The organism is Anabaenopsis arnoldii (assembly GCF_028331025.1).
Lineage (GTDB): Bacteria > Cyanobacteriota > Cyanobacteriia > Cyanobacteriales > Nostocaceae > Anabaenopsis > Anabaenopsis arnoldii.
Genome location: NZ_JAQMUH010000151.1, coordinates 1 through 24,632, shown reverse-complemented (window position 1 = coordinate 24,632; position 24,632 = coordinate 1). Strand labels below are relative to the sequence as shown.

20 protein-coding genes and 1 pseudogene are annotated in these 24,632 nt (G+C 41.9%); 6 read left to right on the top strand and 15 right to left on the bottom strand.

What is annotated here, in order from left to right; genetic code table 11:
• Positions 1-162: 162 nt before the first annotated feature.
• Positions 163-717 carry a CAP domain-containing protein gene (locus PN457_RS13655; RefSeq protein WP_271733913.1) on the bottom strand — a complete coding sequence of 185 codons (555 nt, stop codon included), beginning with the start codon at positions 715-717 and terminating at the stop codon, positions 163-165.
• 66 nt (positions 718-783) lie between these two features.
• Between PN457_RS13655 and PN457_RS13650 the strand changes: the two genes are divergently transcribed.
• The gene (locus PN457_RS13650; protein ID WP_271733912.1) at positions 784-1,815 is read left to right on the top strand and encodes an AI-2E family transporter; all 1,032 of its coding nucleotides are present in this window, start codon (positions 784-786) and stop codon (positions 1,813-1,815) included.
• A gap of 15 nt (positions 1,816-1,830) precedes the next feature.
• Here the strand turns inward: PN457_RS13650 and PN457_RS13645 are convergent, their stop codons facing one another.
• Entirely contained in the window at positions 1,831-3,393 is a 1,563-nt protein-coding gene (locus PN457_RS13645; protein ID WP_271733911.1) for a cation:proton antiporter, read from the bottom strand.
• Positions 3,394-3,944: 551 nt separating this feature from the next.
• Positions 3,945-4,478: a translation initiation factor IF-3 gene (infC, locus tag PN457_RS13640; RefSeq protein WP_271733910.1), complete on the bottom strand. Its 534-nt coding sequence runs from the start codon at positions 4,476-4,478 to the stop codon at positions 3,945-3,947.
• A gap of 399 nt (positions 4,479-4,877) precedes the next feature.
• Here infC and PN457_RS13635 point away from each other — a divergent pair, with 399 nt between their 5' ends.
• The 3 genes from PN457_RS13635 (at position 4,878) to PN457_RS13625 (ending at position 8,396) form a co-directional block, all read left to right on the top strand.
• The gene (locus PN457_RS13635; RefSeq protein ID WP_271733909.1) at positions 4,878-5,105 is read left to right on the top strand and encodes a hypothetical protein; all 228 of its coding nucleotides are present in this window, start codon (positions 4,878-4,880) and stop codon (positions 5,103-5,105) included.
• A gap of 165 nt (positions 5,106-5,270) precedes the next feature.
• On the top strand, positions 5,271-7,511 hold the full coding sequence (locus PN457_RS13630) for a pentapeptide repeat-containing protein (protein ID WP_271733908.1): 2,241 nt from the start codon (positions 5,271-5,273) through the stop codon (positions 7,509-7,511).
• A gap of 585 nt (positions 7,512-8,096) precedes the next feature.
• Entirely contained in the window at positions 8,097-8,396 is a 300-nt protein-coding gene (locus tag PN457_RS13625; RefSeq protein WP_271733907.1) for a hypothetical protein, read from the top strand.
• A gap of 303 nt (positions 8,397-8,699) precedes the next feature.
• On the opposite strand, the gene PN457_RS13620 is transcribed toward PN457_RS13625, so the two are convergent.
• From PN457_RS13620 to ilvN, 7 genes are all read right to left on the bottom strand, one after another.
• Positions 8,700-8,891 (bottom strand): hypothetical protein, encoded by a 192-nt coding sequence (locus PN457_RS13620; RefSeq protein ID WP_271733905.1) that lies wholly within the window; start codon positions 8,889-8,891, stop codon positions 8,700-8,702.
• 157 nt (positions 8,892-9,048) lie between these two features.
• Positions 9,049-9,360, bottom strand: a complete 312-nt coding sequence (locus PN457_RS13615) for a hypothetical protein (RefSeq protein ID WP_271733902.1) — start codon at positions 9,358-9,360, stop codon at positions 9,049-9,051.
• Between the two features lie 540 nt (positions 9,361-9,900).
• On the bottom strand, positions 9,901-10,161 hold the full coding sequence (locus tag PN457_RS13610) for a hypothetical protein (protein WP_271733901.1): 261 nt from the start codon (positions 10,159-10,161) through the stop codon (positions 9,901-9,903).
• A 367-nt stretch (positions 10,162-10,528) separates the two neighbouring features.
• Positions 10,529-11,308 (bottom strand): peptidylprolyl isomerase, encoded by a 780-nt coding sequence (locus PN457_RS13605; protein WP_271733900.1) that lies wholly within the window; start codon positions 11,306-11,308, stop codon positions 10,529-10,531.
• A 23-nt stretch (positions 11,309-11,331) separates the two neighbouring features.
• Positions 11,332-12,885: a putative HlyD family type I secretion protein gene (locus PN457_RS13600; RefSeq protein ID WP_271733899.1), complete on the bottom strand. Its 1,554-nt coding sequence runs from the start codon at positions 12,883-12,885 to the stop codon at positions 11,332-11,334.
• Between the two features lie 88 nt (positions 12,886-12,973).
• Positions 12,974-16,030 (bottom strand): peptidase domain-containing ABC transporter, encoded by a 3,057-nt coding sequence (locus PN457_RS13595; RefSeq protein ID WP_271733898.1) that lies wholly within the window; start codon positions 16,028-16,030, stop codon positions 12,974-12,976.
• A gap of 910 nt (positions 16,031-16,940) precedes the next feature.
• On the bottom strand, positions 16,941-17,459 hold the full coding sequence (gene ilvN / locus PN457_RS13590; protein WP_271733897.1) for an acetolactate synthase small subunit: 519 nt from the start codon (positions 17,457-17,459) through the stop codon (positions 16,941-16,943).
• A 443-nt stretch (positions 17,460-17,902) separates the two neighbouring features.
• Between ilvN and PN457_RS13585 the strand changes: the two genes are divergently transcribed.
• On the top strand, positions 17,903-18,253 hold the full coding sequence (locus tag PN457_RS13585) for a BON domain-containing protein (RefSeq protein WP_271733896.1): 351 nt from the start codon (positions 17,903-17,905) through the stop codon (positions 18,251-18,253).
• On the opposite strand, the gene PN457_RS13580 is transcribed toward PN457_RS13585, so the two are convergent.
• The 4 genes from PN457_RS13580 to PN457_RS13565 form a co-directional block, all read right to left on the bottom strand.
• A complete protein-coding gene (locus PN457_RS13580) occupies positions 18,254-19,159 on the bottom strand; it encodes an alpha/beta fold hydrolase (RefSeq protein ID WP_271733895.1) in 906 nt (301 codons plus the stop codon).
• Positions 19,160-19,214: 55 nt separating this feature from the next.
• On the bottom strand, positions 19,215-20,501 hold the full coding sequence (ctpC, locus tag PN457_RS13575) for a carboxyl-terminal processing protease CtpC (protein WP_271733894.1): 1,287 nt from the start codon (positions 20,499-20,501) through the stop codon (positions 19,215-19,217).
• A 165-nt stretch (positions 20,502-20,666) separates the two neighbouring features.
• Positions 20,667-21,893 carry a (E)-4-hydroxy-3-methylbut-2-enyl-diphosphate synthase gene (ispG, locus tag PN457_RS13570; RefSeq protein ID WP_271733892.1) on the bottom strand — a complete coding sequence of 409 codons (1,227 nt, stop codon included), beginning with the start codon at positions 21,891-21,893 and terminating at the stop codon, positions 20,667-20,669.
• Positions 21,894-22,015: 122 nt separating this feature from the next.
• Entirely contained in the window at positions 22,016-22,894 is an 879-nt protein-coding gene (locus tag PN457_RS13565; RefSeq protein WP_271733891.1) for a peptidoglycan DD-metalloendopeptidase family protein, read from the bottom strand.
• A 275-nt stretch (positions 22,895-23,169) separates the two neighbouring features.
• Here PN457_RS13565 and PN457_RS13560 point away from each other — a divergent pair.
• Positions 23,170-24,045 (top strand): annotated as a pseudogene (locus PN457_RS13560) (trypsin-like peptidase domain-containing protein); the annotation flags it as partial.
• Positions 24,046-24,087: 42 nt separating this feature from the next.
• Here PN457_RS13560 and PN457_RS13555 read toward each other — a convergent pair.
• Positions 24,088-24,432 carry a DUF760 domain-containing protein gene (locus PN457_RS13555; protein ID WP_271733890.1) on the bottom strand — a complete coding sequence of 115 codons (345 nt, stop codon included), beginning with the start codon at positions 24,430-24,432 and terminating at the stop codon, positions 24,088-24,090.
• Positions 24,433-24,632: the final 200 nt, after the last annotated feature.

The window sequence follows — 24,632 nt, the reverse complement described above, 5'->3', positions numbered from 1 at the left end:
CCCTGTTCCCTGTTCCCCATTCCCCATTCCCTGTTCCCTGTTCCCTGTTCCCTGTTCCCTGTTCCCTGTTCCCTGTTCCCTAAGATAAAAATTACCTGTGGAAAACTTATCAAACATCCTCTAAGAAAGGTGCTGACATTTCTCCTAGTTCTTAATTCCTATTCAAGGGCGCAAGAATAGCTGAGTTATATAGTAGGTGTTGTTAACTCGCCAAACTCCTACCCCAGTTTCTGTAAAAACCGGACGGAGAATATTCTCACGATGTCCGGGACTTTGCATCCAACCATCAACAGCTACTTCTGCAGGTTCGGGAATATTCGTAGTTTGGAAAATATTTTCACCCACCACCGAGTAGATGATACCACCAGCTTTAACTCTATCTTCTAGGGTGCTACCATCAATACCGGTATGACTGAAAAAGTTATTTTCTGCCATTTGTTGGCTGTAATTACGAGCCACCTGTGCTAGTTTTTCATTATGCTCTAAAGGCGGGAGTTGTTGATCTTCACGCCTCTGATTAATGAGTTGTGTAACTAAAATCTCTATTTGGTCATTTGTATCAGACTGGGCTACTTGTGGTAACTGTGGTAAATTAGCTGATGGCATCTCCACCTCAGGTAACGGTGGTAAATACTCAATTACCTGTTTACACCCAGTTAAAAGCAGCGTCATTGCTGTTCCTATAACCCAGAAAACCTGAAATAATTGATTTTTCATCAGCAGTCCGATTTGATTGGTCAGTAGCGGCAATTTATGCGGTAGAGATCACGGATTATGGAAAATATGAAAATAGGCCAATTACTGGGATTTTTGGTACTGGTGATCTCACTTTATATACTCTGGGAAATTCGCCAGTTATTGTTACTTTTATTTACAGCCATTGTCCTAGCAACAGCCATTAGCCAACTAGTGCGGCGCTTTCAAAGGTCGGGGATGCAGCGCATTTGGGCTGTATGGCTGAGTATAGTGATTGTCTTCGCTTTATTGGTTGGTTTTTTCCTGGTCATTGTGCCACCTTTTATCTCCCAGTTTCAGGAATTAGTACAGTTATTTCCTAGTGGAATAGCTCGCATTCAACAGATGAGCAATTGGTTAGAAGGTACAATCATTGGCCCCTATGTGACGAGATTACCAGATATTAATAATTTAATTCAACAACTACAGCCATTAACTGAAAATCTGATCAGACAAGCGATCGCGTTTTTCTCTACTGGAGTGACTGCCGTCTTACAATTTCTACTAGTCATAGTTCTAACTTTGATGCTGTTAGCTAATCCTCAACCCTATCGTAACATATTTGTACGCTGTTTTCCGTCATTTTACCGCCATCGCGTCCAACAAATTTTGACCTTATGCGGTGAAGGCTTGGGAAACTGGACAATTGGCGCTTTAATTGAAATGGTATTTATTGCCTTTTTAAGCGGGTTAGGACTGCTAATTTTACAAGTACCCTTAGCACTGGCTCATGCGGTACTTGCTGGGTTACTCAATTTTATTCCCAATATTGGACCGACTTTAAGCGTAATTTTACCCATGACTATCGCCTTTCTTGATACACCCTGGAAGGCGATCGCTGTTTTAATTCTATACGTGGTTATTCAGAACATAGAAAGCTATTGGTTAACACCCACAGTCATGGCCAAACAGGTAGCGCTCTTACCTGCTTTTACCCTCACAGCACAAATCTTTTTCGCCAGCTTCTTCGGTGCTTTGGGATTAATCATGGCGCTACCCTTGGCGGTAGTTGCGAAAACCTGGATAGAAGAACTGGTATTTAAGGATATTTTAGATAAGTGGCAAAAAACCAGTGGATAAATATATAACCTTTTCTTAGCCCTTACCATTTTCCCAGACATCTGTCAGCATCGGGGCTAGTTCCGTATTTAACCGACCAGCGCGGACAAACTCCGCATAAGTATCAGCCTCAATAGCCAAGAGTTCATCCCGGAACTGTTCAGTAATAAAACTACCAAGATGAGGATACTCCAGCTGTAACTGGTCAATTTTACCTTGTAGATTTTTCATCTCACCTTGAATTAGCGTCTCCTGGTAACGGTAAAACTCAGGGTTAATACCCGGACGGTGGTCTTTTTCCAGGCGTTGCAAAACCCTTTCTAAAGCTACATAACGAGTAGCGAGTTCTGAATATTGCTCACGTAGAGGCGCATCACCCAACAGATTTAACTTTTGCAGCAAAGGTTTAATGGTCAACCCTTGAACCAGTAGAGTAAATAAAACCACTCCAAACACCGTCGCAATAATTTTTTCTCGCTCCGGTAGTCCTATCGGTACACTTAAAGCTAAAGCAATAGCAACAGAACCACGTACCCCACCCCACCATAAAACCGTTTGTTCAGGTAAGGGGATTTGATATTGAGTAATTACAGCACTCAAATTGCTGAGAAGATAAATACTAATAGCCCGCATTAAAATCATAGTTGCGATTGTAATGGCGATGATTTGCAGGTTTTCCCCCAAAATACTAAAGCGAATTTGGTCGCCAATCAACAAGAAAACTATAGAATTCACAAAAAATGCTAAAAAAGCCCAAAATTCCGAAACAATAACCCTAGTGCGGGGGTTCATACCTATACGAGAGCCAAAGTTACCTAAAATTAACCCTGTGGTCACAACTCCAATCACACCGGAACCGCCCAACTCCTCTACAATCAGGTAAGTACCGTAAGCAGAAACCAGAGTTAAAGACTGTTCCACCATGGGTAAATCAAAGCGTTGGGTAAGATAAGAAATACCAAAGCCAATTAATCCCCCCACTGCTACGCCAATCCCAATTACTACCCCCAGCTGTAATAAAATCGGCTGGATACCCAATTGAGCATTTCCCAAGGACAGGGCCAGCAAAAAACCAAAGGCTACCACCGCCATGCCATCATTAAATAGGCTTTCCCCTTCCATCATCGTGGTGAGACTTTTACCCACCCCCAACTCCCGGAATAAAGCGGTTACAGAAACCGGGTCAGTGGCGGATAAACTAGCGCCAATCAGTAAGGCTGTGGTTAGGGATATCCCCCCCAGTTGATTTAGTCCCACTGCTACACCTGCAATGGAGATTACCACCCCTAAAACTGCATATAGGCAAATTGTCACCAAATTCCGCTTTAACTCCGGCCAGCGCAAATTCCACGCGGCTTCAAATAATAGGGGCGGTAGAAAAATGAATAAAATTAACTCAGGGGAAAGGGTGACTAGACGGACATCCACAAAGGCTAACCCTAAGCCGACAATCACCAGGAGTAAAGTATATGGTATATGACGAAACCAACCAACTACCTGTGGTAAGGTGGCTACTCCCAAAGATACGGAAAGCACTAACAGAAACTGTTTGAGGTTGGTTGTGATGATTTCTTCACCAATTGCTGTTTCTATGAGCATAAGTGGGAATTAGTAGTATTTTATATAGCAATCCTAAACGATTCATGAACAATTTCTGTTCCCTGTTCCCTGTTCGGTGTGTTCCCTTTCCTCACTGATAATTTCTCAAGTCAAATAGGATGACTATATTGAGCGAGCAAGGTCAAAATACCAGTGAATGTTACGGAATTAGTCAAAGTTTCAATTATTCTTCTGTTGGTGGCTACCTGAAAGTGTCCTATGTCACCGGTTTACGGAATTGTTACCCCGTCGCATTGCTTTAAATGATTGTCTCATATTAAATTTATGTTTACCAATTTTTGTGTTTTAAGTCGCAATTAATACTCATATTAGCCGCCTACGTAGTTATGGCGGAAAAAGCTGCGCTGAAGCAATTTTACGCGATCGCTGCAACAGGTAATTTCTCTGGGGTATTTAGACTGGATAAATTGCCAAAGTCCCGAGCATCTGAGTATGATTTTAATCACTCAGCGCCCAGGACTATCAACTTTGCAGCGACTTCCCCAACTAGGGGTCATCTATTATACTGGATATCTGGAAAAATCGGCGAATTATTTTTTGGGCGAAATCAGCATCATCATATTTCTACCTTCTTTTTTCGGTGCTTGCTGTAGTTCACCCAGTGGCTCTAAATCTTTGGCCATGCGCTTAAGCAAATCTTCTGCTAAATCACTGTGTTGAATTTCTCGACCCCGGAACATTACAGTCGCTTTTACTTTATCTCCATCTTTGAGAAAGCGCTCTGCTTGCTTCACACGTACATTATAGTCGTGTTCTTCAATTTTATAGCGCATCTTTACTTCTTTAACATCTGCTGTGTGCTGTTTTTTCCGGGCTTCCCGTGCCTTCTTCTCCTGCTCAAACTTGTACTTCCCATAATCCATGATTCGACAAACCGGTGGGTCAGCCTTATCACTGATCAATACTAAATCTAGCTCTTTTTCTTCAGCCAGTTTTAGTGCTTCTTGTGGAGGCATAATTCCTAATTGGGCGCCATCAGTGTCAATGACTCGAATCTTGGGGAACCGGATGCGTTCATTGATTTGGGGTAGATCGCGAGTTCGTTTTTTCTCAATCACAGGCATTATGATTATGGAAGCTCTTTTGTAGTTAAGATGTGGTTTGGTCTTGGTTTACTTGGTTTGGTTTGCTCTGCCTTAGCAGCACAATTGCTCAATTTAATTCAGAAATTGAATCTGAGTCTGTTTTTCTAGGATAACTAATTCATCAATTGATCGTCATCATCCTTATCTATTTTACCCATTTTGGGATACTTTCTAGAGCGATCGCTTTATGTCAATATATTAACCCCAGTCTTAAGATAATATTACATTTTTTTGTACCAATATGCACACCTATGTTTTTGTAGGTGTGGATATCTTCACCCCCCCCGAACAGGCATCTTGTGGTAGGCTTATGCTTAATAGTCTAAGATTTAACACGCCCATTCTCCGGGCGGAAAATTTAATCGTAACGAGTAACTCATGAACATATCATCTTCTCTATTTGGCTCCCTATTCTCCGGAGTAGAAGAATTAATCGAAGCAACAGTTGATACTGCATCCGACCAAGTCAAGGTTAGCCAAGATGTTAAGGTCTCCAGCGTCTTAGGACAATTGACCGATACCAGCTTGATATCTTCTATTTTAAACCTAGATGTGGACGCGATCGCCTCCCTGAAAAAACAGACTGGCAATCAAGACAATCCATAGAACTCTATAAAATATACATTACCAATCCCGGTGTATTCGCAACACCGGGATTGTGTTGTTTCACGAAGAATTATACTGGCGATCGCCTCTGGCTTTTGGCGGCTTGTCAAATGCACCTAGTCTGGTGCTATAGATGGGTAAGATTGTTCTTTTTATGGGTAATTAGTGATTCAGTTTTTTTTTAAACGCAAAGGGGCGCAAAGGGAAGCGCAAAGGGGCGCAAAGATAAAAATAAGTTTATGTCTGCGTTGGGTTGGGATTTATGTCTGCGTTGGTTGGCTTTTTTTCTCTCCCCCGGTTGGAGCGTCTCCTAGTCAACTGGAACTTACTCCTTTAAGTCTGGAGTTGTTACAAGAGCGATTGCGAACACCGGTCATCCGTGAGGGGAGTCTGACTGTGGATTTACGGCAGATGGTGATTGATTTGCGACCGGAAAATGGCAGGTTTCGGGATGATTTTTACCAGTTGCTGCGCAAGGAGTTACAAAGGTCGGGGACTAAGCCTTTGGGTTTGGATTTGAGTGGTTCTCTAATTCAGGGGAGTTTTTTGGGTAGGGATTTGGGTTTGAGAACTCCTCTTTATGCTGCGCCTGTTTATGCTCCTATTTTGACCCGTGGTGAACAGGAACAATTGCAAAGTTTACGCTCTGTTTGTTTGCAGTCTTTGGGAATAGCTTTACCTAGTTCTCCTGACTGTCGCGCACTTTTGGGAGGTGGCGGAACTGCTAGTGAAATCAATATTTTTCGTGGTTCTTTAAATCTGGTGGGAACCCGTTTTAATGGGGAGGTGCAATTCTCTCATACTTTCTTTTTTCAGCCGGTGAATGCTCAGAATGCTATTTTTATCCAGTCTAGTAACTGGGAAGAAACTAGATTTAGCCGCTCTGTGGGGTTCAGTGGTGCTAGTTTTCGCCAAGGAATTAATTTTAAAGGTAGTGCGTTTTTTGAGCAGGTGAATTTTCAAAGGGCGCAATTCCAGGATCGGGCTGATTTCCAAAATAGCACTTTCTCGGAGTCTACTAAGTTCAATGACGCTAGTTTTAAGCAGTCAGCTAAGTTTAGTCGCTCTCAATGGTTGGGAAATGTTGATTTTTCCGGTGTGCGTTTTGCTGGTACTGTACACTTTGGTCAGGCTGATTTTCATCAGTATGTTTTTTTTACGGAAACTATTTTTGAGCAAGCTGTAATTTTTCGCGCAGCTATTTTTAATCATGCTGTGAATTTACGTGGTGCTAGTATTTTGAATCAGGCGGATTTTAGTGATGCGCGGTTTGCTCAGGAGGCTTTTTTAAATGTCCCTGGTCTGACTTTTAATTCTAATCAAGGTAAAATTTTAGGGAATCCTGGGGAAATTGGCCAAAGGTTCCGGGTTCCTAGTTCCCTGGGTAATCAGAATGTTTTGCGCAATTTGGGCCAGAATTTCCGTCAGCAGCAGCAAATCGCTGACGCTAATCAGTTGGAGTATACAAAACAAAAACTACGTTTGCGGGAGTTAACCCATCGGTTGGTTGATAGGAATATTAATACTGCTAGTCGCCAAAGTTTGCTTGATTTGGGTTTTAGTGCAACTCAGGCAGAGGCGATCGCCCGTCGTCGTATAATTCAACCATTCCGTAATCGTGGTGATCTGTTAAGTTTAGCAGATATCGATTTAGATACTTATCACCTTAGCGATCGCTTGGTGATTGCTCAACCCCTTTCCCCCGGTGCGTGGTTCCTACAAGCAGTCAGATGGTCGGCTTTGAGTCTATTACTGCTCCTGAGTGGCTATGGTACCAGTTTTTGGTTAGTCTTTGGTGTCGGCGGTGTGGCGATCGCTTTTTTTGGCTGGTTATTCTGGCTCATAGACCGCTGTCGTCGCTTACATCCTGTCCCCATTATTCCCACCTATTACGAAACCATCTCTATATGTGCTGGTTTTAGCTTGTTAACACTGTTGAGTTTATTAGCTATTTTCCGCAATGCTGAATACCCTTGGCTAACTCTAGGTTGTCTGGTAATTATTATTGTCCCTCTACCAGTAGCTTTAATTTTCCGCCTTTACCAACAAGGTCGTTATCACGATTTAATGGATGTTTCCTATTTTACAGAAGATGGTACTTTTCGCCAGTTACGATTATTAATTGGTCGATTACCTGTTATACCCAGAAATCAGACATTCCGCGAAAGATATATGCATTTATTATGGAATCGTCGGTGGAACTGGCTAAATTACTATGACTTTAGTTTGAATAACTTAGTTAGGTTAGGTTTTAACGATATTCGCCTGCGGGATGAACATTTACCAGGTATTATCGCCACCCTGGCTTGGTATCAGTGGAGTTTGGGCTTACTATATCTTACCCTGGTTTTATGGACTCTTTCCCGCACTATTCCCGGATTAAACTTACTCATTTATTTGAAGTAATAGCTCTAATTAAAAACTCTAATTAAAAAAATTAATCAGATGTGGAATTTTTTTTAACCGTATTCGCCCTTAGGCTTTCCCTCCAGGTAGAGGCGCGAAGGTAAAATGGGGCTTTGCGGAATCATAATATAAAATGCCAAAATGACCTTCTTTTTTCTTTGCACCTTTGCGCCTGACTAGCAGCCAAAGTCTGCCTTGGGGGGCGAAAATAATTTATACTTTCACTCAGTACCGCCTAAGATTGTAGTTATATCTGCGTTATGATTCTTGATGCTAGGGGCGAATATTATATAGCAATCCTAAATGATTCATGAACAATTTCTGTTCCCTGTTCCCTGTTCCCTGTTCCCTTTCCTCACTGATAATTTCTCAAATCAAATAGGATGACTATAGATATAACTTTTCAATGAAAGTTATCTTGATATCTATCTAAATGATTATCTACAGAAACTAATAATTACTTCTATCTTTTCTATAGTTACACATTTAAATTAATAAAAATAAGTCAACTCAGATTACTAGTCTTTATTAATTTTTTATAGTATTATTGTAATTAAATCAGTACCTATTGAAAAAGGTAAAAACATGGTTATTAATGACTTAGATTATTGTGAAACAACAGAAGACAGCATTATTGGTGGGTTAGATGCTATTACAGATATTCAAACATATGTCGCCCCGGGATATGCGGAAATAACCACAGCAGCTTCCGCAGTTGGAGATGAGTCCAACACTTTTACCCAAGCTCAAAGTATTGTAGATGATACTGGTCGGACAAGAATTAGTAAGGCTATGGGAGAAGCTTTCGCCACAGCTAGGGATAAGAACGGGTTTATGTTGTCCTACCAAAAAAACATAGCGATTTTAATCAGACATAATTCCTAAAAATATCTAGATTGGTAAGCTTTTAACTCCAAAGAAACTTTTTACAGCGCTTTTCATCTGAGTTAGGTACAAAAGGGCGCGATGCCCACCCCACAAGATTTATGATATTAACGTGTGTACTTTATTCACTTGAAAAGTGCTGTAACTGTCTATTTTTGATTTTTTTATTGGCAATTTTTGGTAGTACCCCACTCTGTGGGGTACTACTTGTTAAAAGACTTTATATGGAAAATCCCACGCATCATAAGCATGGGATAACTAGCATTTATCTGAAAAATTATCTCTGTTTCTACTTGATTTTTTTCACCGCACTAATCTAACTTGAGCCGATGTTGCAGAACTACTAGAACTGCTACCAGCAGAAACTTTTACCGCAGTGGTTTGAACAACTTCACTTTCACTATTGGGCGATGCTGAAACCACACTTTTGGCCTCACCAATAATCTGTCCATCCGGTGAGACTAGACGTTTGACTATAACTTGATAACGAGGCATAATCTGATTATCTACTCTCAGTAAATAAATGAGTAAAGACCACAGAAGCAGAAGAGGTGCAAACTAACTTCCATATTTATTGGTAATTCGTTAATTGCTCCTGCTTCTGCGGTCAAATTCTGTCAAAGAAATAATCTATATCTTTGATAATTTGGACTTAGTACTTCTTCTTAGGTCCTCTGAGAGCTGCTGCGGTTGAACGGGAAGCAGCATCAGAAGAAACACCTTCATGTACTTCTGCAAAAGTGATAGTTTCAGCATCGGTGTTGTGACCATATGCTTGAGCTACTGCTTGAGCATCAGCAAAGTTACCGTGAATATCAACTTGTACGTCAAGTCTCTTATGAATATCAACATTTACTTTACTGTCGATTTTCTCCAACTTCTTGTTGTTGATGTAGAAACCGCCACCACCAACAACAGCAGAACCGTCAACAGCTTCTAAAATATTTAAGTCAGAAATAATCATGAGCCTTTCCTAGAATTTTTTCGCTGGGTTTAGAATTGTTTTGTATAACCAAGTTCCGCTTGGCTATATTTAAAATATAGCTAACATTTTCCATAAAAAGAATAGCTTTTTATTTTATTTTTGCTAAAAATAATTCATTTAATTATTAATTGTAACTCAATTGATAGCTATAAGCAACTCTTGCCTATATGCTAATTTGATTGTGGAATAAACACTCATATAATCCCGCTATTTTTACTCTACAAATCAAATATATAGACTTATTTATGAATAGCATTGATAATGCAATTATTGGGTTTTAAACTGTCTGTGATATCCATTGAAATAGGAACATTAAATCAATCAATAAAAAATCGCTGGAATGCTTTTTAAACAATTCCAGCGAGCTTCTCACTACCTGATTTCAATTGGAGAAATACAGGGAAACTAACTAAATTCGGTTGTAAGTATTCTCATATATAGCATCAACGTAATAATCGCTGAGAGCCACTGAGAACATGAATGGATTCTGTTAGTCTTTAGTTAAGGCGATAACTAAGCCTAAGAGTAATACTTAGAATTAGGTTCGCACTTTGTGATATATACTCTAGGCTGTTCCTTTTTACCCTTTTCATCACATTTTTCATAACATACTGTCTCACATGGATCATAAGACTTGGGTGGTTCATAAGATTTGGGCTTTTTATCATACTTGGTTGGCTGATATTTGGGCTTTTTACCATATTCATCCTTGTAGCCACAACCGCCAATCACATTTTCTGCATTAACTGTTTCTAAGATATTTAAATCGGAAATAATCATGGATATTCTCCCAGGATTTCTTGTTTAATAACTAACCGATTTCTTGTCTTCGGTTATGTTTCTAATATAGCGGATTAACCAGATAATGCAATAAGTCATGCAATGCTATTTCATGAACTAAATTGATGTTATTGTTCCTATTAATTAACTATTCACCGCCATGGTTAACGCATAACCCCGACTTCTATAATCATCTGTTCTCAAGTCAGAAGATTGTGGCAGAAGTCGGGGATATTTAGGGAATTTAAATGATAGGACATTACCCGCTCTTCTTGCTAAGGAGCGGGGCTGGGGGTAAGATAAATCAAATATTTTACCAATGAAAAATTAAGGATATTTCAGATTTACAATCAGCAACGCCCATAAATTAAGACTGCTTGAGTAATTCTTTGTGAGGCTGTAAGCTCTGGGAATCCAGATGAGTAATTATTTGCATACACTCCAGTTGTTGCTTTAACCAACCATTGAATAATTCTGTAATAATTTTTTCGCGTAACTGCTCATCTAATTGGGGTTGACTAATTTCTTCTACCCAAATTAAATACACCCCTTTTGCAGTCCCAATGGGCTTAATCACCTGTGGTGGAGTTGCAGCAAATACAGATGCAGCAATCTCCGGGCGAAAATCTTTGCGGTGTCGCCTTCCTTGGTATCCATAAGTGCTGCGAAGCTCTGGCTCTGAGATATATAGGCGAGCAATTTCTGGAAAGCTGATTTCCCCCTCTTCCAGCGCATAAAACATTTCTAACGCCAAGTCTTTATCATCAAAAATGATTTCATAGGTAATGGCCACTACATAATCTAGTTGGTGTTGATAAAAGAACTGTTCAACTTGAGAACTAAATAAATGATCTGCTACCTTCTGAGCCAGAATTTTGTTATATACTGATTCTTCAAACTCATTCACAGAAAGATGGTGTTTCTTTAGCCATGTCAATGTATCTTTAGCTTTGACAAGCTTATTTGCTAAACGGAGATTATCCCCTTGTTGCTGAACTTCTTCCGGTGTCACAGTGATTTGTGCTTTTTGAGCAACCTCCTGAATGATTTTTTGAGAGGCGATCGCCTCTACCAGACCAGGAACTTGAGACGATAATTTGAGTCTGTGAATAATATCTGCGGTGGAAATATTGAGAATTTGAGGCATGACACAATCCCCGAAGTAAACTATTAAAGCTCTAAACCATTTTTGTGTAACTTCTTGAACGGATCTAAAACAAAATCAATCACCCGGCGCTGACGTATAATAACTTCAGCATTTGCTGTTTGACCCGGCGTTAATGGAATACGTTCTCCGTCCCTTTCAATATAGTTCTGTTCTAAAGTGATTTCTAACTCATAGGTTTCTATATTTCCTGCGGCAGTTTGAGTCATTTTAGAATTGGGAGAAATCCGAGAAACTTGACCTTGGATGATGCCATATTCCTGGAATGAATAGGCATCAAACTTGATTTTGACTGGCATTCCCACATTTAAGAAGCCACTATCTTGGACTGGCATATGAGCTTTGAGAATGATGGCAGTATTTTCAGGCGCAATGTCGGCAATTCTCTGACCAACTTGTACTACCTCCCCTGGCTTAGAAACTGGTAACTCAAAAATTACCCCATCCACAGGCGATCGCACCACTCGTTGCTGCATTTGTAGATTCAACGACTTAATTTTGCTGTTAGTTTGAGTAATTTCCAATTGTAAATTTGCAACTTGGGTTTCTAGGTCTTTAAGTTGTTCTTGATATTTCAGCACAGCCAACTTACCAGTTTGTAGTAAACTTTGATAGCTGTTTTCTTCCCCTTGCAGTTGATGTTTTGCTTGCTCGATATCAGACTGTAACTGATTCATCGTCGCCTCATAGCGACTCATTTCTTCAGTCAAGCGTAATTGTGCCTGTTTAACATCAGATTCCGCCCTGGTATAAATGCGTCGGCTTTCCTGTTCTTCTTTTTTAACTTGGTCAACTTGATTGAGGGGAACCGCCCCATCGTTCAAAAGTTGCTCAAAACGCTGGACTTGCCGAGCATCTATACTCAAACGCTCATAAGCTGACTGTTCCTCCTTTTGAGCAGTTTGAACCTGCTGCTTTACCTGACCGAGTAATGCTTGTTTTTCTAACTTTTGCAGGTTATAAATACTTTGTTTGTAACCAAGGTTTTGTTTTGCCTGGTTAACTTGGGACATTTTCTCTAAGGCTTGAAACTGATTTTGTTGTTTCTGAATACTTAGTGTTAACTGCAGTTGATTTCTCAGCACGTCAAACTGCGCTTCTTGGTTTAACAGTGCTGAGAGTTTAGCCTCAGCTTGCTGAAGTTCAGTCTGCAAAATCTCAGAGTCAAGTTCTAATAACACTTGTCCCACCGTTACAGTATCACCTTCTGTCACCTTAACAGCTGTGACATTCCCCACGGATTGGGAGTCTAATTTTTGTGTTGCACCTTGAGGCTCTATACGTCCTCTGGCGCTACCAGTTTCATCTACTTTCGAGAGAGTCGCCCAGGGTAAAGCTAAAGCGCCAAAACCCACCAATACATACAACACACCACGAGTCCACACCTTTGGTAAGGCATCTAGTAACTCCTCAGTACCATAATATAAATCCTGAGTATTACCTTCTGGAATCGGCTCGTGAGATTGAGTGGTTTCTTCTTGGGGTTGAATATAAAGTTTATAGTCATCCTCTTCTTGTTTCAGAAGTGCAGATGAAGAATTGGGAGAAGTGTAAGGCATAGTTTCATAGGAAATTGGGAATTGGGAACTAACTAATGTCTAATGACTCCGCACCTTTTGTATAGTCCAATGCAAAAACCAGATCAACTTAAACTACTTGAGCTAGTTGTTGTTGATTGAGATAGTAGTAATGTCCTTTTTTGGCAATTAATTGATCATGACTACCGCTTTCTACTAACACACCACGGTCTAAAACCAAAATTAAATCTGCATTGCGGACTGTGGACAGGCGATGAGCAATAATCACACTGGTACGCCCTTTGAGTATGGTTTTGAGGTTATTCTGAATAATCCGCTCTGATTCCGAGTCTAGGTGACTGGTGGCTTCATCAAAGAGTAATAACCGGGGGTTACCAAGTAAAGCCCGAGCAATAGCTAGGCGTTGGCGTTGTCCACCGGAAAGCATTCCGCCACTTTCACCAATTTGGGATTCATAGCCCATTGGTAACTTCTGAATAAATTCATCCGCGCCAGCTAATTGTGCCGCTGCGATAATCTCTTCTAAGGTCGCTTCTGGGTGAGCAATACTAATGTTTTCTCGAATCGTACCACCAAATAAAAAGGTATCTTGGTCTACTACACCTATTTGAGAACGGAGCGATCGCATTCCAATATTAGTAATATCACATCCGTCAATCAGAATCTTGCCATCTGTAGGTGGATATAAACCCAAAATTAACTTGCTGAGTGTAGTTTTTCCCGAACCACTGCGCCCCACCAAAGCCACCATTTGCTCTGGCTGAATTTCAAAGTTAATATTTTCTAGGACGTTAGTCTGACTTTCGGCATGGTAACGAAAGGCAACATTCTCAAAGCAAATATGCCCGCGCAGTATCCCTAAAGGCCGGCGGTTTTGAGTTTGCAAGTCCTCTTCTGGTTGTGCATCTAAAACATCGTTAATCCGTTCTGTAGAAATGATAATTTCCTGCAATTCATTCCACAGCATTGATAGCCTTTGAAAAGGACTCAAAACATTACCCACTAACATATTGAAAGCTACTAATTGCCCCATAGTTAGTTCCCCTTGAATAACTTGCCAAGCACCAAACCACATCAAGGAAGCATTCACAAAGGTTTGAATAACGCCACTCATAATTTGCAAGCGGTTACCAACCACTTGAGCATTAAAGCCTTTTTTCACCAAATCATGCAGCAACTCTTCCCAACGCCAGCGTACTGTCTGTTCAATGGCTAGGGATCGCACTGTACGAATACCTGTGAGAGATTCTATAAGATAACTATTTTCTTTGGCTCCCGCATTGAACACTTCTCTGGAAATACGACGCAAAATACTTGTGCTAGCCAGTGCTAAAATGAAAAATGGCGGTACTGTCAATAGTACGAAGACAGTCATACTCCAGCTATACCAGAACATGATGCTTAGATAGATCACTAGTGTCAGCATATCCAGGATGATTGAGAGAGTCTCACCCGTGAGGAAGCGCTGGATTTTTTGGTTTTCTTGAATCCGAGAAATAATATCCCCCACATAACGGGACTCGAAATAAGCCAGGGGTAAGCGGAAGGTATGTTTAATAAAACCTACAACTAGCGAGATGCTCACCCGATTGGCTGTATGGTCTAAAAGATATTGTCGGACTGCATTCATGGCAATACTAAACAAACCAAATACAATCATCCCCACACCCACGGCGTTTAAGGTGGGAATGCTGCGCTGCACCAACACTCTATCTAGTAATAACTGGGTGAATACCGGCGTTACTAGTCCAAATATTTGCATCAGCACACTGGCTATGAACACTTCTACCAGTACCCAAGAGTGAGGTTTAACTAACTCAAAGAACTTCCAGAAGCCCGGGTTTTCATCCTTGGTTTTTTGCAGCAGTTCTGTAGGTTGCAGTAATAACGCATAACCAGTCCAACCAGCGTTAAATTGGCTTCTGGTCAGGGTGCGTTGACCAATGGCAGGGTCACCAACAATTACCTCACTTTTGGTGATTTTATAAACAACTATAAAGTGATTACCTTCCCAATGGGCGATCGCCGGTAAAGATTGTTCGGCAAATTTAGCAAAGGTGGCTTTGACCGGACGAGTGGCAAAACCCAGGTTTTCCCCTACTGCTGCTAAAGCCCGTAAAGATGCACCACTGCGGTTGACATTGGTCATATTCCGCAAGCGATTCACACTCAACTGTTTACCCCAATATTTACCAATCATTACTAAGCAAGCACAGCCACAATCGGAGGCGCTTTGTTGGGCATAGAAGGGATACCGTTGACTCAGCTGTTGCCACCAATGCCCTATTTTCACTTTGGGGCTGGGAAAGTAAGGCAGTGTTTGATTTGGTTTTTTCTGTGACTGTTTTTCTCTGTGGGGAAAGGGAATCACCTTGGCTGTTGGGGATGAGGTCCCTTGCCATTGTGTCTTAACAGTGGTTTCTACTTCACGGTCACTGACAAAGGAAGCTAATTCTGGACAGTGTTCTAGTGCTTTTTCCCACTGTGAACTTTTGAGGATATAAGCAATGGTTGGTTGGATGGCTTGCCATGTACCTTGATTCGGTTGAGTCGAGATTTGCCCTGGTACTAAGGAGTTTCCCTCGGATTCCAGCAGTTGACCTTTATACAACAGCCACAACTGGGAATCTGGAAATTGTGTATTTACACAGCCAATATCTAGGTTGTGTCGCTCAAACACTGTTAAGGCTTTGAGCATGGCCTGAAATTGCCCCGGTTGTGTGGGAAATTCTCCGTTTTGCCGACACCTCATCAGTAAATCCCACATTTGGGCACGACAGAACAGGCGATCGCGCATCTGAGGATATTTGTCTATCAACTCTTGCAATACCTCTTGTCTGACATACCCCAGTTGTAGGTTTTGTGAGCTTCTGGCGGTGTAATGACTCAAGTTTTCCTCTGGAAACAAGGTTATTTCACCAAATGAACATGAGGCTGACAGGGTGGTAATTAAATTATCAGCACTATCTGATAGTCTGACTTTACCGCCCAGAATGATGTAAATACCAGGGTTCATTTCTGCGGATTGCCAAAACTGCTGTGCTACTGGCGGTTCCACAAGTTCCATAGATGCCCAGCACCTTTGCAGTTCTGGTTTTGTCAGCTTCTCTCCTAAAGTATCAGTGAGTTTTTCACCTAGATGTTGTGGCGAAAATACTGTTGTCATTATCTAACCTCCAAAACGGCATTAGTCTCAATGACTAATAAAAACTCGGTGAATAGTAAATGCCTGATTTAGGGTTAAACATTATTTACTGTTTGTGATTTGGCATAGGAATATCAAATATTTTCTCTGTCAGGATTTCCCCATTAAAAATATCCTCGTTTTTTTGTGGGATAGGTATCCTTACATTGCCCATATTCCTGGATGCCCAAGGCTACACAATGGATGATTTATTTATCAATAATCTCTAATTACAACCAGAATATTAGTAGGTAGATAAAAATAAATGCAAGTCTTTTATGGAAGCTGTAATCCTGTGAATATGAGAAATAAGTACTAAAATTACCACTACCAGCAATTAGTAAATTTAAAGTTTAATCTTCCCTACTTAATTCCTTGATCAAATGAGTATCTCATCCCTGTATCAGCCTAAAAAATTAACCTCAGTAATGTTTATTATCATGTTTTTTAGCAACCTTATTTATGATCACTACTGCAGTTAACCATCAACTTTGTACCAGTTTTTTAGTCTTCTTGTCATGCCATTATGGCATATTTTTAGCATATACATTTATTTTTATTTCTCTAAAAAATTTTATGTTTTTAATAATATATAGCAATCCTAAATGATTAATGAACAATTTCTGTTCCCTGTTCCCTGTTCCCTGTTCCCTTTCCTCACTGATAATTTCTCAAGTCAAATAGGATGACTATATTCCGATATAATTCTAGGCAATATGTTAGTAAAGTCCAGTATTTTCAATGCCATAACTATGTGAATATTATCAGACAAATACCCGACTGCTCAGAGGATGTCTGATAAGTCGGGGATCTACTGATGACATCAAACTTAATAGAAATGTTTGCTGGTAGTCAGAACTCAAGTCCCGACTAGCAACTGGCGCGGGTAAAATCAAACCTTAACTTCCAAAGACTTCAGCAACTCAGTATTGACACCAGACTCACGAGTCAGGGAAATTTTACCAGTGCGGGCGATTTCCCTCAGACCAAATTTTTGTAATACTTGGACGATGGCCACCATTTTCCCAGGGTCTCCCACAACTTCGAGAGTTAAAGAATCCTCAGCGACATCTACCACTCGCGCCCGAAAAATATGAGCTAATTCCACTACTTCTGCACGGTTGCTGCTAGTAGCATTCACCTTCAGAAGCATTAACTCTCTCTCTACACAAGGAGTTTCGGTGATGTCTTGTACTTTGAGGACGTTCACTAACTTATACAGTTGCTTGGTGAGTTGCTCAATTACGCGATCGTCTCCAGGTACAGTCATCGTAATCCGAGAAACTCCTCCTTGCTCTGCTGGACCAACGGCGAGGCTTTCTATATTAAAGCCACGACGCGCGAATAAACTGGAGATACGGGAAAGAACACCCGACTCATCTTCTACCAAAACTGAAAGGGTATGTTTCATATTCCGCAAAACAGGCTCAGGCAATCATTTTGCTCACCGTTCTATCTTTTTTGACATTCTCCGGGCTGAAGCCGCGGAGATTCTTGGTTCATAGAACCCCATATCTTCAATTGTCAAGGTATGGCTGACCCCACGCTACGCCATCAGATTGCCATTAGGCAGTTGGGTTTTTATACAGGTTGTTTACCTTTCGGTGTTAATATTAATATATCACAAGTTCCAGTGGCGTAAACGCTTTAAACAGCCTTCTCCCAAGGGGAGACGCTGGGCGAACATCCCCTGCCTGACGTAGGAAATACGGCGCAATGCGCCTCTTCCTCACGGTTTTTCGGCATTTTCGTTAGGGCAAAACAGTAAATATCTTTTCAACGAGAGATGTAGATTATTGTCATGCTTTGATGATGGGAATAGAGTATTTAATCAACAATGGGAGAAAACCGCTTATGGGTTGGTTGAAAAGAATTTTTGGATTAGAGAAACCCCAAAACGCACGAGTAAATCCTCCTTCGCAGCAAGTACAGCCAAGTCCTTCTACTACCACATCAATTCCCCCAGAACGTTTAGGCTTGAATGGAGAATACGACCAGAGTGGTTTAGCCAAGCGTGTTGCATTGGCCTTTGATGAAGATTCCCAACTGGGGGATATTGATACTCTCTGGGTGGCTCAAACCGGTACTACTGTGGTGTTAAAAGGTCGGGTTCCCAGTCAGGATATCCTGAACAAGATGGTTGCTGTGGCCCGTTCGGTTCATGGTGCGACAGCTGTGAAGACTGATGAGGTCACAGTTACGTAATTAGATGTGTCTGTTAACCCAATCTAGAATTACTTGATTGACTGTTTCTGGACATTCATCATGGGGACAATGGCCGACATTTTCTAAGTTGAGTACTTCTAGGTTCTCGTTATACTGAGTAAATCTCTGCGCCAGTATGGGGGGCACAAATCTATCTTTTTGTCCCCAAATTAGCAGCATTGGTGCTGTAATGCTGGGTAATATAGCTTTGACACTAGGACTAAAGTTAATAGCGATCGCAGCTCTAAACAAGGCCATAAAAGCACGAGGTGCGCCCCGGTCTTGGGGAGGGCCTGCTAAAATTTCTATTAGTTCATCGGTGATAGCTTCTGGTTTGGCGTAAGCCAGACTAGCCCAGCGACGTACAAAGCCGGGTTGACGCACCAAGTGAAATATAGGTTTGAGAAGCAAAGGGGAAGCAACTAATTTTTTAACTGCCATGACCACAGGTCGCATAACCGGCGGGATAGCTTCTTGTTCTAAAGATGGGTCAGGTAAACTCATCATGACTATACCTTTAACCATTTCTGGATGGGCTGCCGCTGCAGCTAAGGAAATCAGCGAACCGTTAGAATTACCGATTAATATGACTGGTTGACGGATAAATGCTTGCCAAAATTCATAGACCTGCTCTACCCACAGTTGTATACTATAATTGGCAGCCGCTTTTTTGGATGCACCAAACCCCAGCATATCGAGGGCATAGACTGTATGATGTTGCCCTAATACTTCTAAGTTATGTCGCCAATGACCAATGGAAGCACCAAAACCATGGAGCAGGATTAAGGGTGTAGTCTTTTGGGAATGTTGACTAGGTCGGATGTAAGTATAACGAGTTTGCCAGCCTCGCCACACCCAATCCCTTTGATTGCCAATTCGTTCTTGCCAGTGTACCTTATTGGTCAATTTTTCCTCCCACTCATCAAAGAGTGCTGAAACCTACACCCCTTGAGTATCAAACTTACTTGGGTTCTAAACTCGTCATACCTCTAGCAGCAATTTCTTTACCCAACACTTCCACGGCTTTAGCGAATTGAGGGTCTGCTAGTGTAGCCAGTTTTTCACGTTGTCTCAACCACAATTCCTGACGCTGCTCATCAGATAATTCCACAGTCACATCGGGAACCACCCCATGTTTATTAATATCTTTACCACTGGGAGTATGATATTTAGCAATTGTCACCGCTAAACCTGAGCCATCTTCTAAAGGACGCACTGATTGCACTAAACCTTTACCGAAAGTTTGAGAACCCACCAAAACAGCACGTTTATTGTCCTGCAAGGCTCCTGAGAGAATTTCACTGGCACTGGCCGATCCTTTATCAACTAAAATCACCAAAGGTTTATCAGTTAAAGCACGTCCCCGCGCCACTTCCCGCTCCTGTTCACCCCCACGGTCAATAGTGGAGACAATCGTACCTCTATCTAGCCACATGCGAGCAATTTCTACACTGGAGTAGAGTAAACCGCCGGGGTTGCCACGTAGATCTAAAATATATCCGTTAACCCGTTGCCTTTCTAAATCCCTAATAGCGCTTTGCATTTCCCCGCTAGCATTGGCGCTGAACTGATTCAGTCGAATGTAACCTAAGTTACCTATAGGAGTTTGCTGTCTAGAATATTTAACTGGATGAATTTCAATGCGAGCTCGTGTGATCTCAAACTGTTTGGCTTTACCATCCCGTTCAATTGTCAGATTGACTTTCGTTCCCGGCTCACCACGAATTAGGGATACTGCTTGGTTAGTATCCATACCCTCGGTACTTTGACCATTAATTGTCTTAATCACATCCTTAGCCAAAATGCCGGCCTTAAATGCGGGTGTATCATCAATGGGGGAAATTACCACAATCTGCTTAGTTTCTTCATCTTGACTAATTGTGATCCCAATACCTGTCAGTTCCCCTGAAGTGTCCACTTGCATATTCTTGAACTCTTGAGGATCCATAAACCGGGTGTAGGGATCATCTAGCCGTTTGAGCATTTCCCGGATGGATGTATAGGCATCTTCCTGACTACTGTACTCTTTGCTCAAGTACTCCTGCCGCACAGCCAGCCAATCAACTTGATTAAAAGTCTCGTCTACATATTGGCGTTGGACAATTTGCCAAACCTCGTCTACCAATTCTTTGGGACTTGCTTTAAATAAAGCCTGACCTCGCGAGTGAATGCCAAGGCTAGTAACAGCAATGGTGGAAAGCGTCACCGCCGTAGCACCCAAAACAAGTCTACTTTTTGTAATCACCATAATGACAGCTGCGTCAGAGGGAGGAATGTATAGTCAGTATGCCCAATCTAACACAGGGTTGCAGTGTAGAGACCAGACATGTGTTACTAATTTCATTAAATTACTTGACAATCCGGGGCGACTCGGCATTGAGGAGGGGAGAAATTTTCCCCAATACCCACCTGTTCAAGGTTCTACCCAACGTCCATCTGCCTTAATCAGGTTAATCAATTCCTCTACACCTTGTGTTTCTGGGACTTTTTTAATTTCTTCTCGACCACGATATAAAGAAATGTAACCGGGTGTTTTACCAACATAACCATAGTCGGCATCTGCCATTTCTCCAGGACCGTTGACAATGCAACCCATAACTGCTATGTCCAACCCAGTTAAATGTTTGGTAGCTTCCCGGACTTGGTGTAAAACTTCCTCTAAATTAAATAAAGTCCGCCCACAAGAAGGACAAGCAACATACTCCACCATTGTTTTGCGCAATCCTAAAGCTTGCAGAATGCTGTAACAAACCGGAATTTCCTTTTCTGGTGCTTCTGTGAGTGATACGCGAATTGTATCGCCAATACCATCACTTAGTAATGTAGCAATGCCCGCGGTGGATTTAATCCGTCCATATTCGCCATCCCCTGCTTCTGTCACACCCAAATGTAGGGGGTAATCCATACCTAGGTCATCCATGCGCTTGGCCATGAGACGATAGGCGGCTAGCATCACCGGAACCCGTGAGGCTTTCATGGAAATTACTAGGTTACGGAAATCTAAGGATTCACAAATGCGAATAAATTCTAAGGCAGATTCTACCATGCCTTCTGGGGTGTCCCCGTAGGTAAATAGCATCCTTTCCGCCAGCGAACCATGATTTACCCCAATTCGCATGGCTTTACCTTGATCTCGCAGGGAAACTACTAAAGGTTCTAGAGTTTCACGGATTTTTTCGCCAATTTCTTCAAATTCGCTGTTGGTATATTCGGTTCTATTGGAGTTTGGTTTCTCAAACACATATAATCCCGGATTTATCCGTACTTTTTCAATGTGCTTGGCGACTTCCAAGGCAATTTTCATGCCATTGTGATGCACATCGGCCACAATTGGCACGTCTTGGTAAGTTTGAATTAATCTTTTTTTGATCTCCGCCATCACTTTGGCATGAGCCATACTGGGTACTGTGACCCGGACAATTTCACAACCAATTTGGTGTAAACGACGAATAGCTGCTACGGAACCATCTATATCGAGGGTATCCTCGTTAATCATCGACTGCACTACTACTGGGTAGTTACCCCCAATGGTGACATTTCCCACCTTGACGGGACGAGTTTTACGCCGCTTAATGTTAGTATCAAAAATGGCTGGATTTGCTTTATTGTCAACGGTTGTAAGATTTGGCAGAGTTTGCATAACCTAATGAGGTAAATTGACTGTAGTTAAAATATCAGATTAAAGGTCTCTGTATCTCAGATTGCCACAGTTAGACCCTTTCTGGACAGTAAAATTGATTTGTCTGACGATGAACAACAGGTTCATGGCCTGTTGTTCAAATAACCTTGGGGGTCTTTCGCTACCCAACCTAAATCGGAATTAGAACGGATTTCAAAATGCAGGTGTGGTTGCCTGACAGTCGGCTCCCCAGTCGTGCCTACGGTTCCCAATAAGTCGCCTTGATTAACTTTTTGACCTAAAGAAACCTGAATATCACCAAGATGACCGTAACGGCTTTGGATACCGCCGGCATGGTTAATGATCACTAATTGGCCATAAGTACCCTGTGGTTGAGCAAATACTATAGTTCCCGGAGCGATCGCTTGTACAGGAGTACCTACAGCAGCTAACAAGTCCACGCCACTATGAAAAAACACTTCACCAGTGGTAGGATGAATCTGCCAGCCATAAGGAAACATCACAGTTGTGACTGACTGCAAAGGATAGCCACTAATAGATATAGGCTCTGTAGACCCATTAGAGTCAGTTATGGGGCGGGGTGCTGACCCATTTACCCCGGGAACAAATACAATTCTGGGGTCTTGTTGGCAACCATTGATTTCAAACAGGGTATCAGCGCGAACCTCATATTTTTCCGCCACCTGTCGCCAATTTTGACCCCTAGGTACTTGTACAACAATGCCATTGTAGGGAGGAATTTGCAAATTGCTCCCTACATTGGGCTTTGCGGTTCTCAGATCCGGATTCATTTCGATGAGTGTTGCCGATGTGAGATTGTACCGCTGTGCTATGCTCTCCACAGTTTCACCACGATTAACTTGATGGCGCACGAAGCGAGATAATGCCGGAGTTGGGCAACTGGGGGCTGCATGAGCAGTGTTTGAGCTTACAGGGGTGGATGTTAAACCCATAGCACTAAGTAGGCTATACAGCAAAACTAGACGATAAGGAAAAGTCATAAGATCAAAGTCAAGCGATCGCTCAGTTTAGATTTTAGTGGGGGAATGGGGCTGTGGACAGGTACAGCAAAACTCAAAAGTCAAATCCTGACTATGAGAATTTTGTCATGTCCCAATTGCCCTGTAGCTTATTGTCGTTTTATTTGTGAAATTATCTGTTAACTTGTCCATTGCTTGACTACACTGAGAAGTTAGCAACTGCAACGTTTTGTTGAAACCTATTGACAATCTCAGGTCTAAAGACGCGCTCGTTTCCACACATCTGACAAGGTTTTATGAAGTTATCCTTAAAACAGCTAAGTATTTATCTATCTTTACTGACAATTGGTACCGGTGCTGGGGTGTTCGGTAGTCGTTATCTTGTACCACATAACCGCCATTTTCAAGAGTTACGGAATGTAACCGCACCCTTACCTTCAGAGTCTGTGGTTCCTCATCGGTTGGGGGGACCCATGGGCACTACTGGGGGTGATAACCTGAATTTTATTGCTACGGCAGTACAAAAAGTCGGACCTGCGGTAGTACGTATTAATGCTACCCGCAAAGTGGCTAACCCCATCTCAGATGTTTTGAAAAATCCCCTCTTACGTCGATTTTTTGGCGAAGATGAGCAACCAATTCCCAAAGAACGCATTGAGCGCGGTACAGGTTCGGGATTTATTTTAAGCGAAAATGGCCTATTGCTGACTAATGCTCATGTGGTGGCAGATACAGATACTGTGCAGGTCACTCTCAAAGATGGTCGAACTTTTCAGGGGCGGGTAGTGGGAGTTGATCTGACTACAGATCTGGCAGTGGTGAAAATTGCCGAAAATAAATTGCCTACGGTTAAGTTAGGCAATTCACAAAAATTAATCCCCGGACAATGGGCGATCGCTATTGGCAACCCTTTGGGGTTAGATAATACTGTCACTATTGGCATTATCAGCGCTACGGGGCGCACCAGCGCTCAAGTTGGCGTCCCAGATAAGCAAGTCAGCTTTATCCAAACTGATGCAGCCATTAACCCCGGTAACTCTGGCGGTCCTTTGTTAAATGCCCACGGTGAGGTTATTGGTGTTAACACTGCTATCCGCGCCGATGCTCAAGGTTTGGGCTTTGCTATCCCCATTGAAACTGCTACGCGTATTGCTAATCAACTATACAATCAAGCCACATCAAGTGATAGTCTGCAAAAATTGCCCGATTGACAATTAAGTATTAGACAAATTCTCTAACTGCATCCTTTGCTCCATCTGGCGGAGAAAGTATCCTGTCATCATGGCCGATGAGAGAAGCCCCGCTAAGTTCTCCTTATCTGTGGTAATTTGCACGTTAAAGTTTTCCAGGGGGAGCATTCCCACTAGTCCTTGGACGTTTTGGGAGATTATGTGTTTAATTTCCGGGCTGACGGACTGAGCGACACGGGCTAGAACTTCAGGAGGCTGATGTTGTAAATATTTGAGTAACTGATTCGGATTTTCGTCGAAGTGGTCATTGAGAAGCTGATTGGAGTTTTCCTCGGAATTGTCATTCAAAAAGTCAGGGTCAAACACCATTGGCAAATTTGAGCTTAGTTGCTGATTCTAGTGTGACATACTTCTACAGTTTGACATAGCTGCTATATAAAACCTAGACAAAGCTAGACTTTACTTTCTACTTCAACGGGAGCATGGGAGCGGTTATCCCTTAGTAGACTTGCACGCCTTAGCCAGACGCGATATTTCTCAAGTTAAGATTTACAAGAAAGACTACCGCT

What these genes read in the sequence shown, in the direction of transcription:
- PN457_RS13625 (WP_271733907.1), top strand. Translation starts at nt 8,097, where the DNA reads ATGGTTATTAATGACTTAGATTATTGTGAAACAACAGAAGACAGCATT.
- PN457_RS13595 (WP_271733898.1), bottom strand. Translation starts at nt 16,030, where the DNA reads ATGACAACAGTATTTTCGCCACAACATCTAGGTGAAAAACTCACTGAT.
- infC (WP_271733910.1), bottom strand. Translation starts at nt 4,478, where the DNA reads ATGCCTGTGATTGAGAAAAAACGAACTCGCGATCTACCCCAAATCAAT.
- PN457_RS13615 (WP_271733902.1), bottom strand. Translation starts at nt 9,360, where the DNA reads ATGATTATTTCTGACTTAAATATTTTAGAAGCTGTTGACGGTTCTGCT.
- PN457_RS13620 (WP_271733905.1), bottom strand. Translation starts at nt 8,891, where the DNA reads ATGCCTCGTTATCAAGTTATAGTCAAACGTCTAGTCTCACCGGATGGA.
- ctpC (WP_271733894.1), bottom strand. Translation starts at nt 20,501, where the DNA reads ATGGTGATTACAAAAAGTAGACTTGTTTTGGGTGCTACGGCGGTGACG.
- PN457_RS13555 (WP_271733890.1), bottom strand. Translation starts at nt 24,432, where the DNA reads ATGGTGTTTGACCCTGACTTTTTGAATGACAATTCCGAGGAAAACTCC.
- PN457_RS13650 (WP_271733912.1), top strand. Translation starts at nt 784, where the DNA reads ATGAAAATAGGCCAATTACTGGGATTTTTGGTACTGGTGATCTCACTT.
- PN457_RS13585 (WP_271733896.1), top strand. Translation starts at nt 17,903, where the DNA reads ATGGGTTGGTTGAAAAGAATTTTTGGATTAGAGAAACCCCAAAACGCA.
- PN457_RS13565 (WP_271733891.1), bottom strand. Translation starts at nt 22,894, where the DNA reads ATGACTTTTCCTTATCGTCTAGTTTTGCTGTATAGCCTACTTAGTGCT.
- PN457_RS13600 (WP_271733899.1), bottom strand. Translation starts at nt 12,885, where the DNA reads ATGCCTTACACTTCTCCCAATTCTTCATCTGCACTTCTGAAACAAGAA.
- PN457_RS13610 (WP_271733901.1), bottom strand. Translation starts at nt 10,161, where the DNA reads ATGATTATTTCCGATTTAAATATCTTAGAAACAGTTAATGCAGAAAAT.
- ispG (WP_271733892.1), bottom strand. Translation starts at nt 21,893, where the DNA reads ATGCAAACTCTGCCAAATCTTACAACCGTTGACAATAAAGCAAATCCA.
- ilvN (WP_271733897.1), bottom strand. Translation starts at nt 17,459, where the DNA reads ATGAAACATACCCTTTCAGTTTTGGTAGAAGATGAGTCGGGTGTTCTT.
- PN457_RS13635 (WP_271733909.1), top strand. Translation starts at nt 4,878, where the DNA reads ATGAACATATCATCTTCTCTATTTGGCTCCCTATTCTCCGGAGTAGAA.
- PN457_RS13655 (WP_271733913.1), bottom strand. Translation starts at nt 717, where the DNA reads ATGAAAAATCAATTATTTCAGGTTTTCTGGGTTATAGGAACAGCAATG.
- PN457_RS13605 (WP_271733900.1), bottom strand. Translation starts at nt 11,308, where the DNA reads ATGCCTCAAATTCTCAATATTTCCACCGCAGATATTATTCACAGACTC.
- PN457_RS13645 (WP_271733911.1), bottom strand. Translation starts at nt 3,393, where the DNA reads ATGCTCATAGAAACAGCAATTGGTGAAGAAATCATCACAACCAACCTC.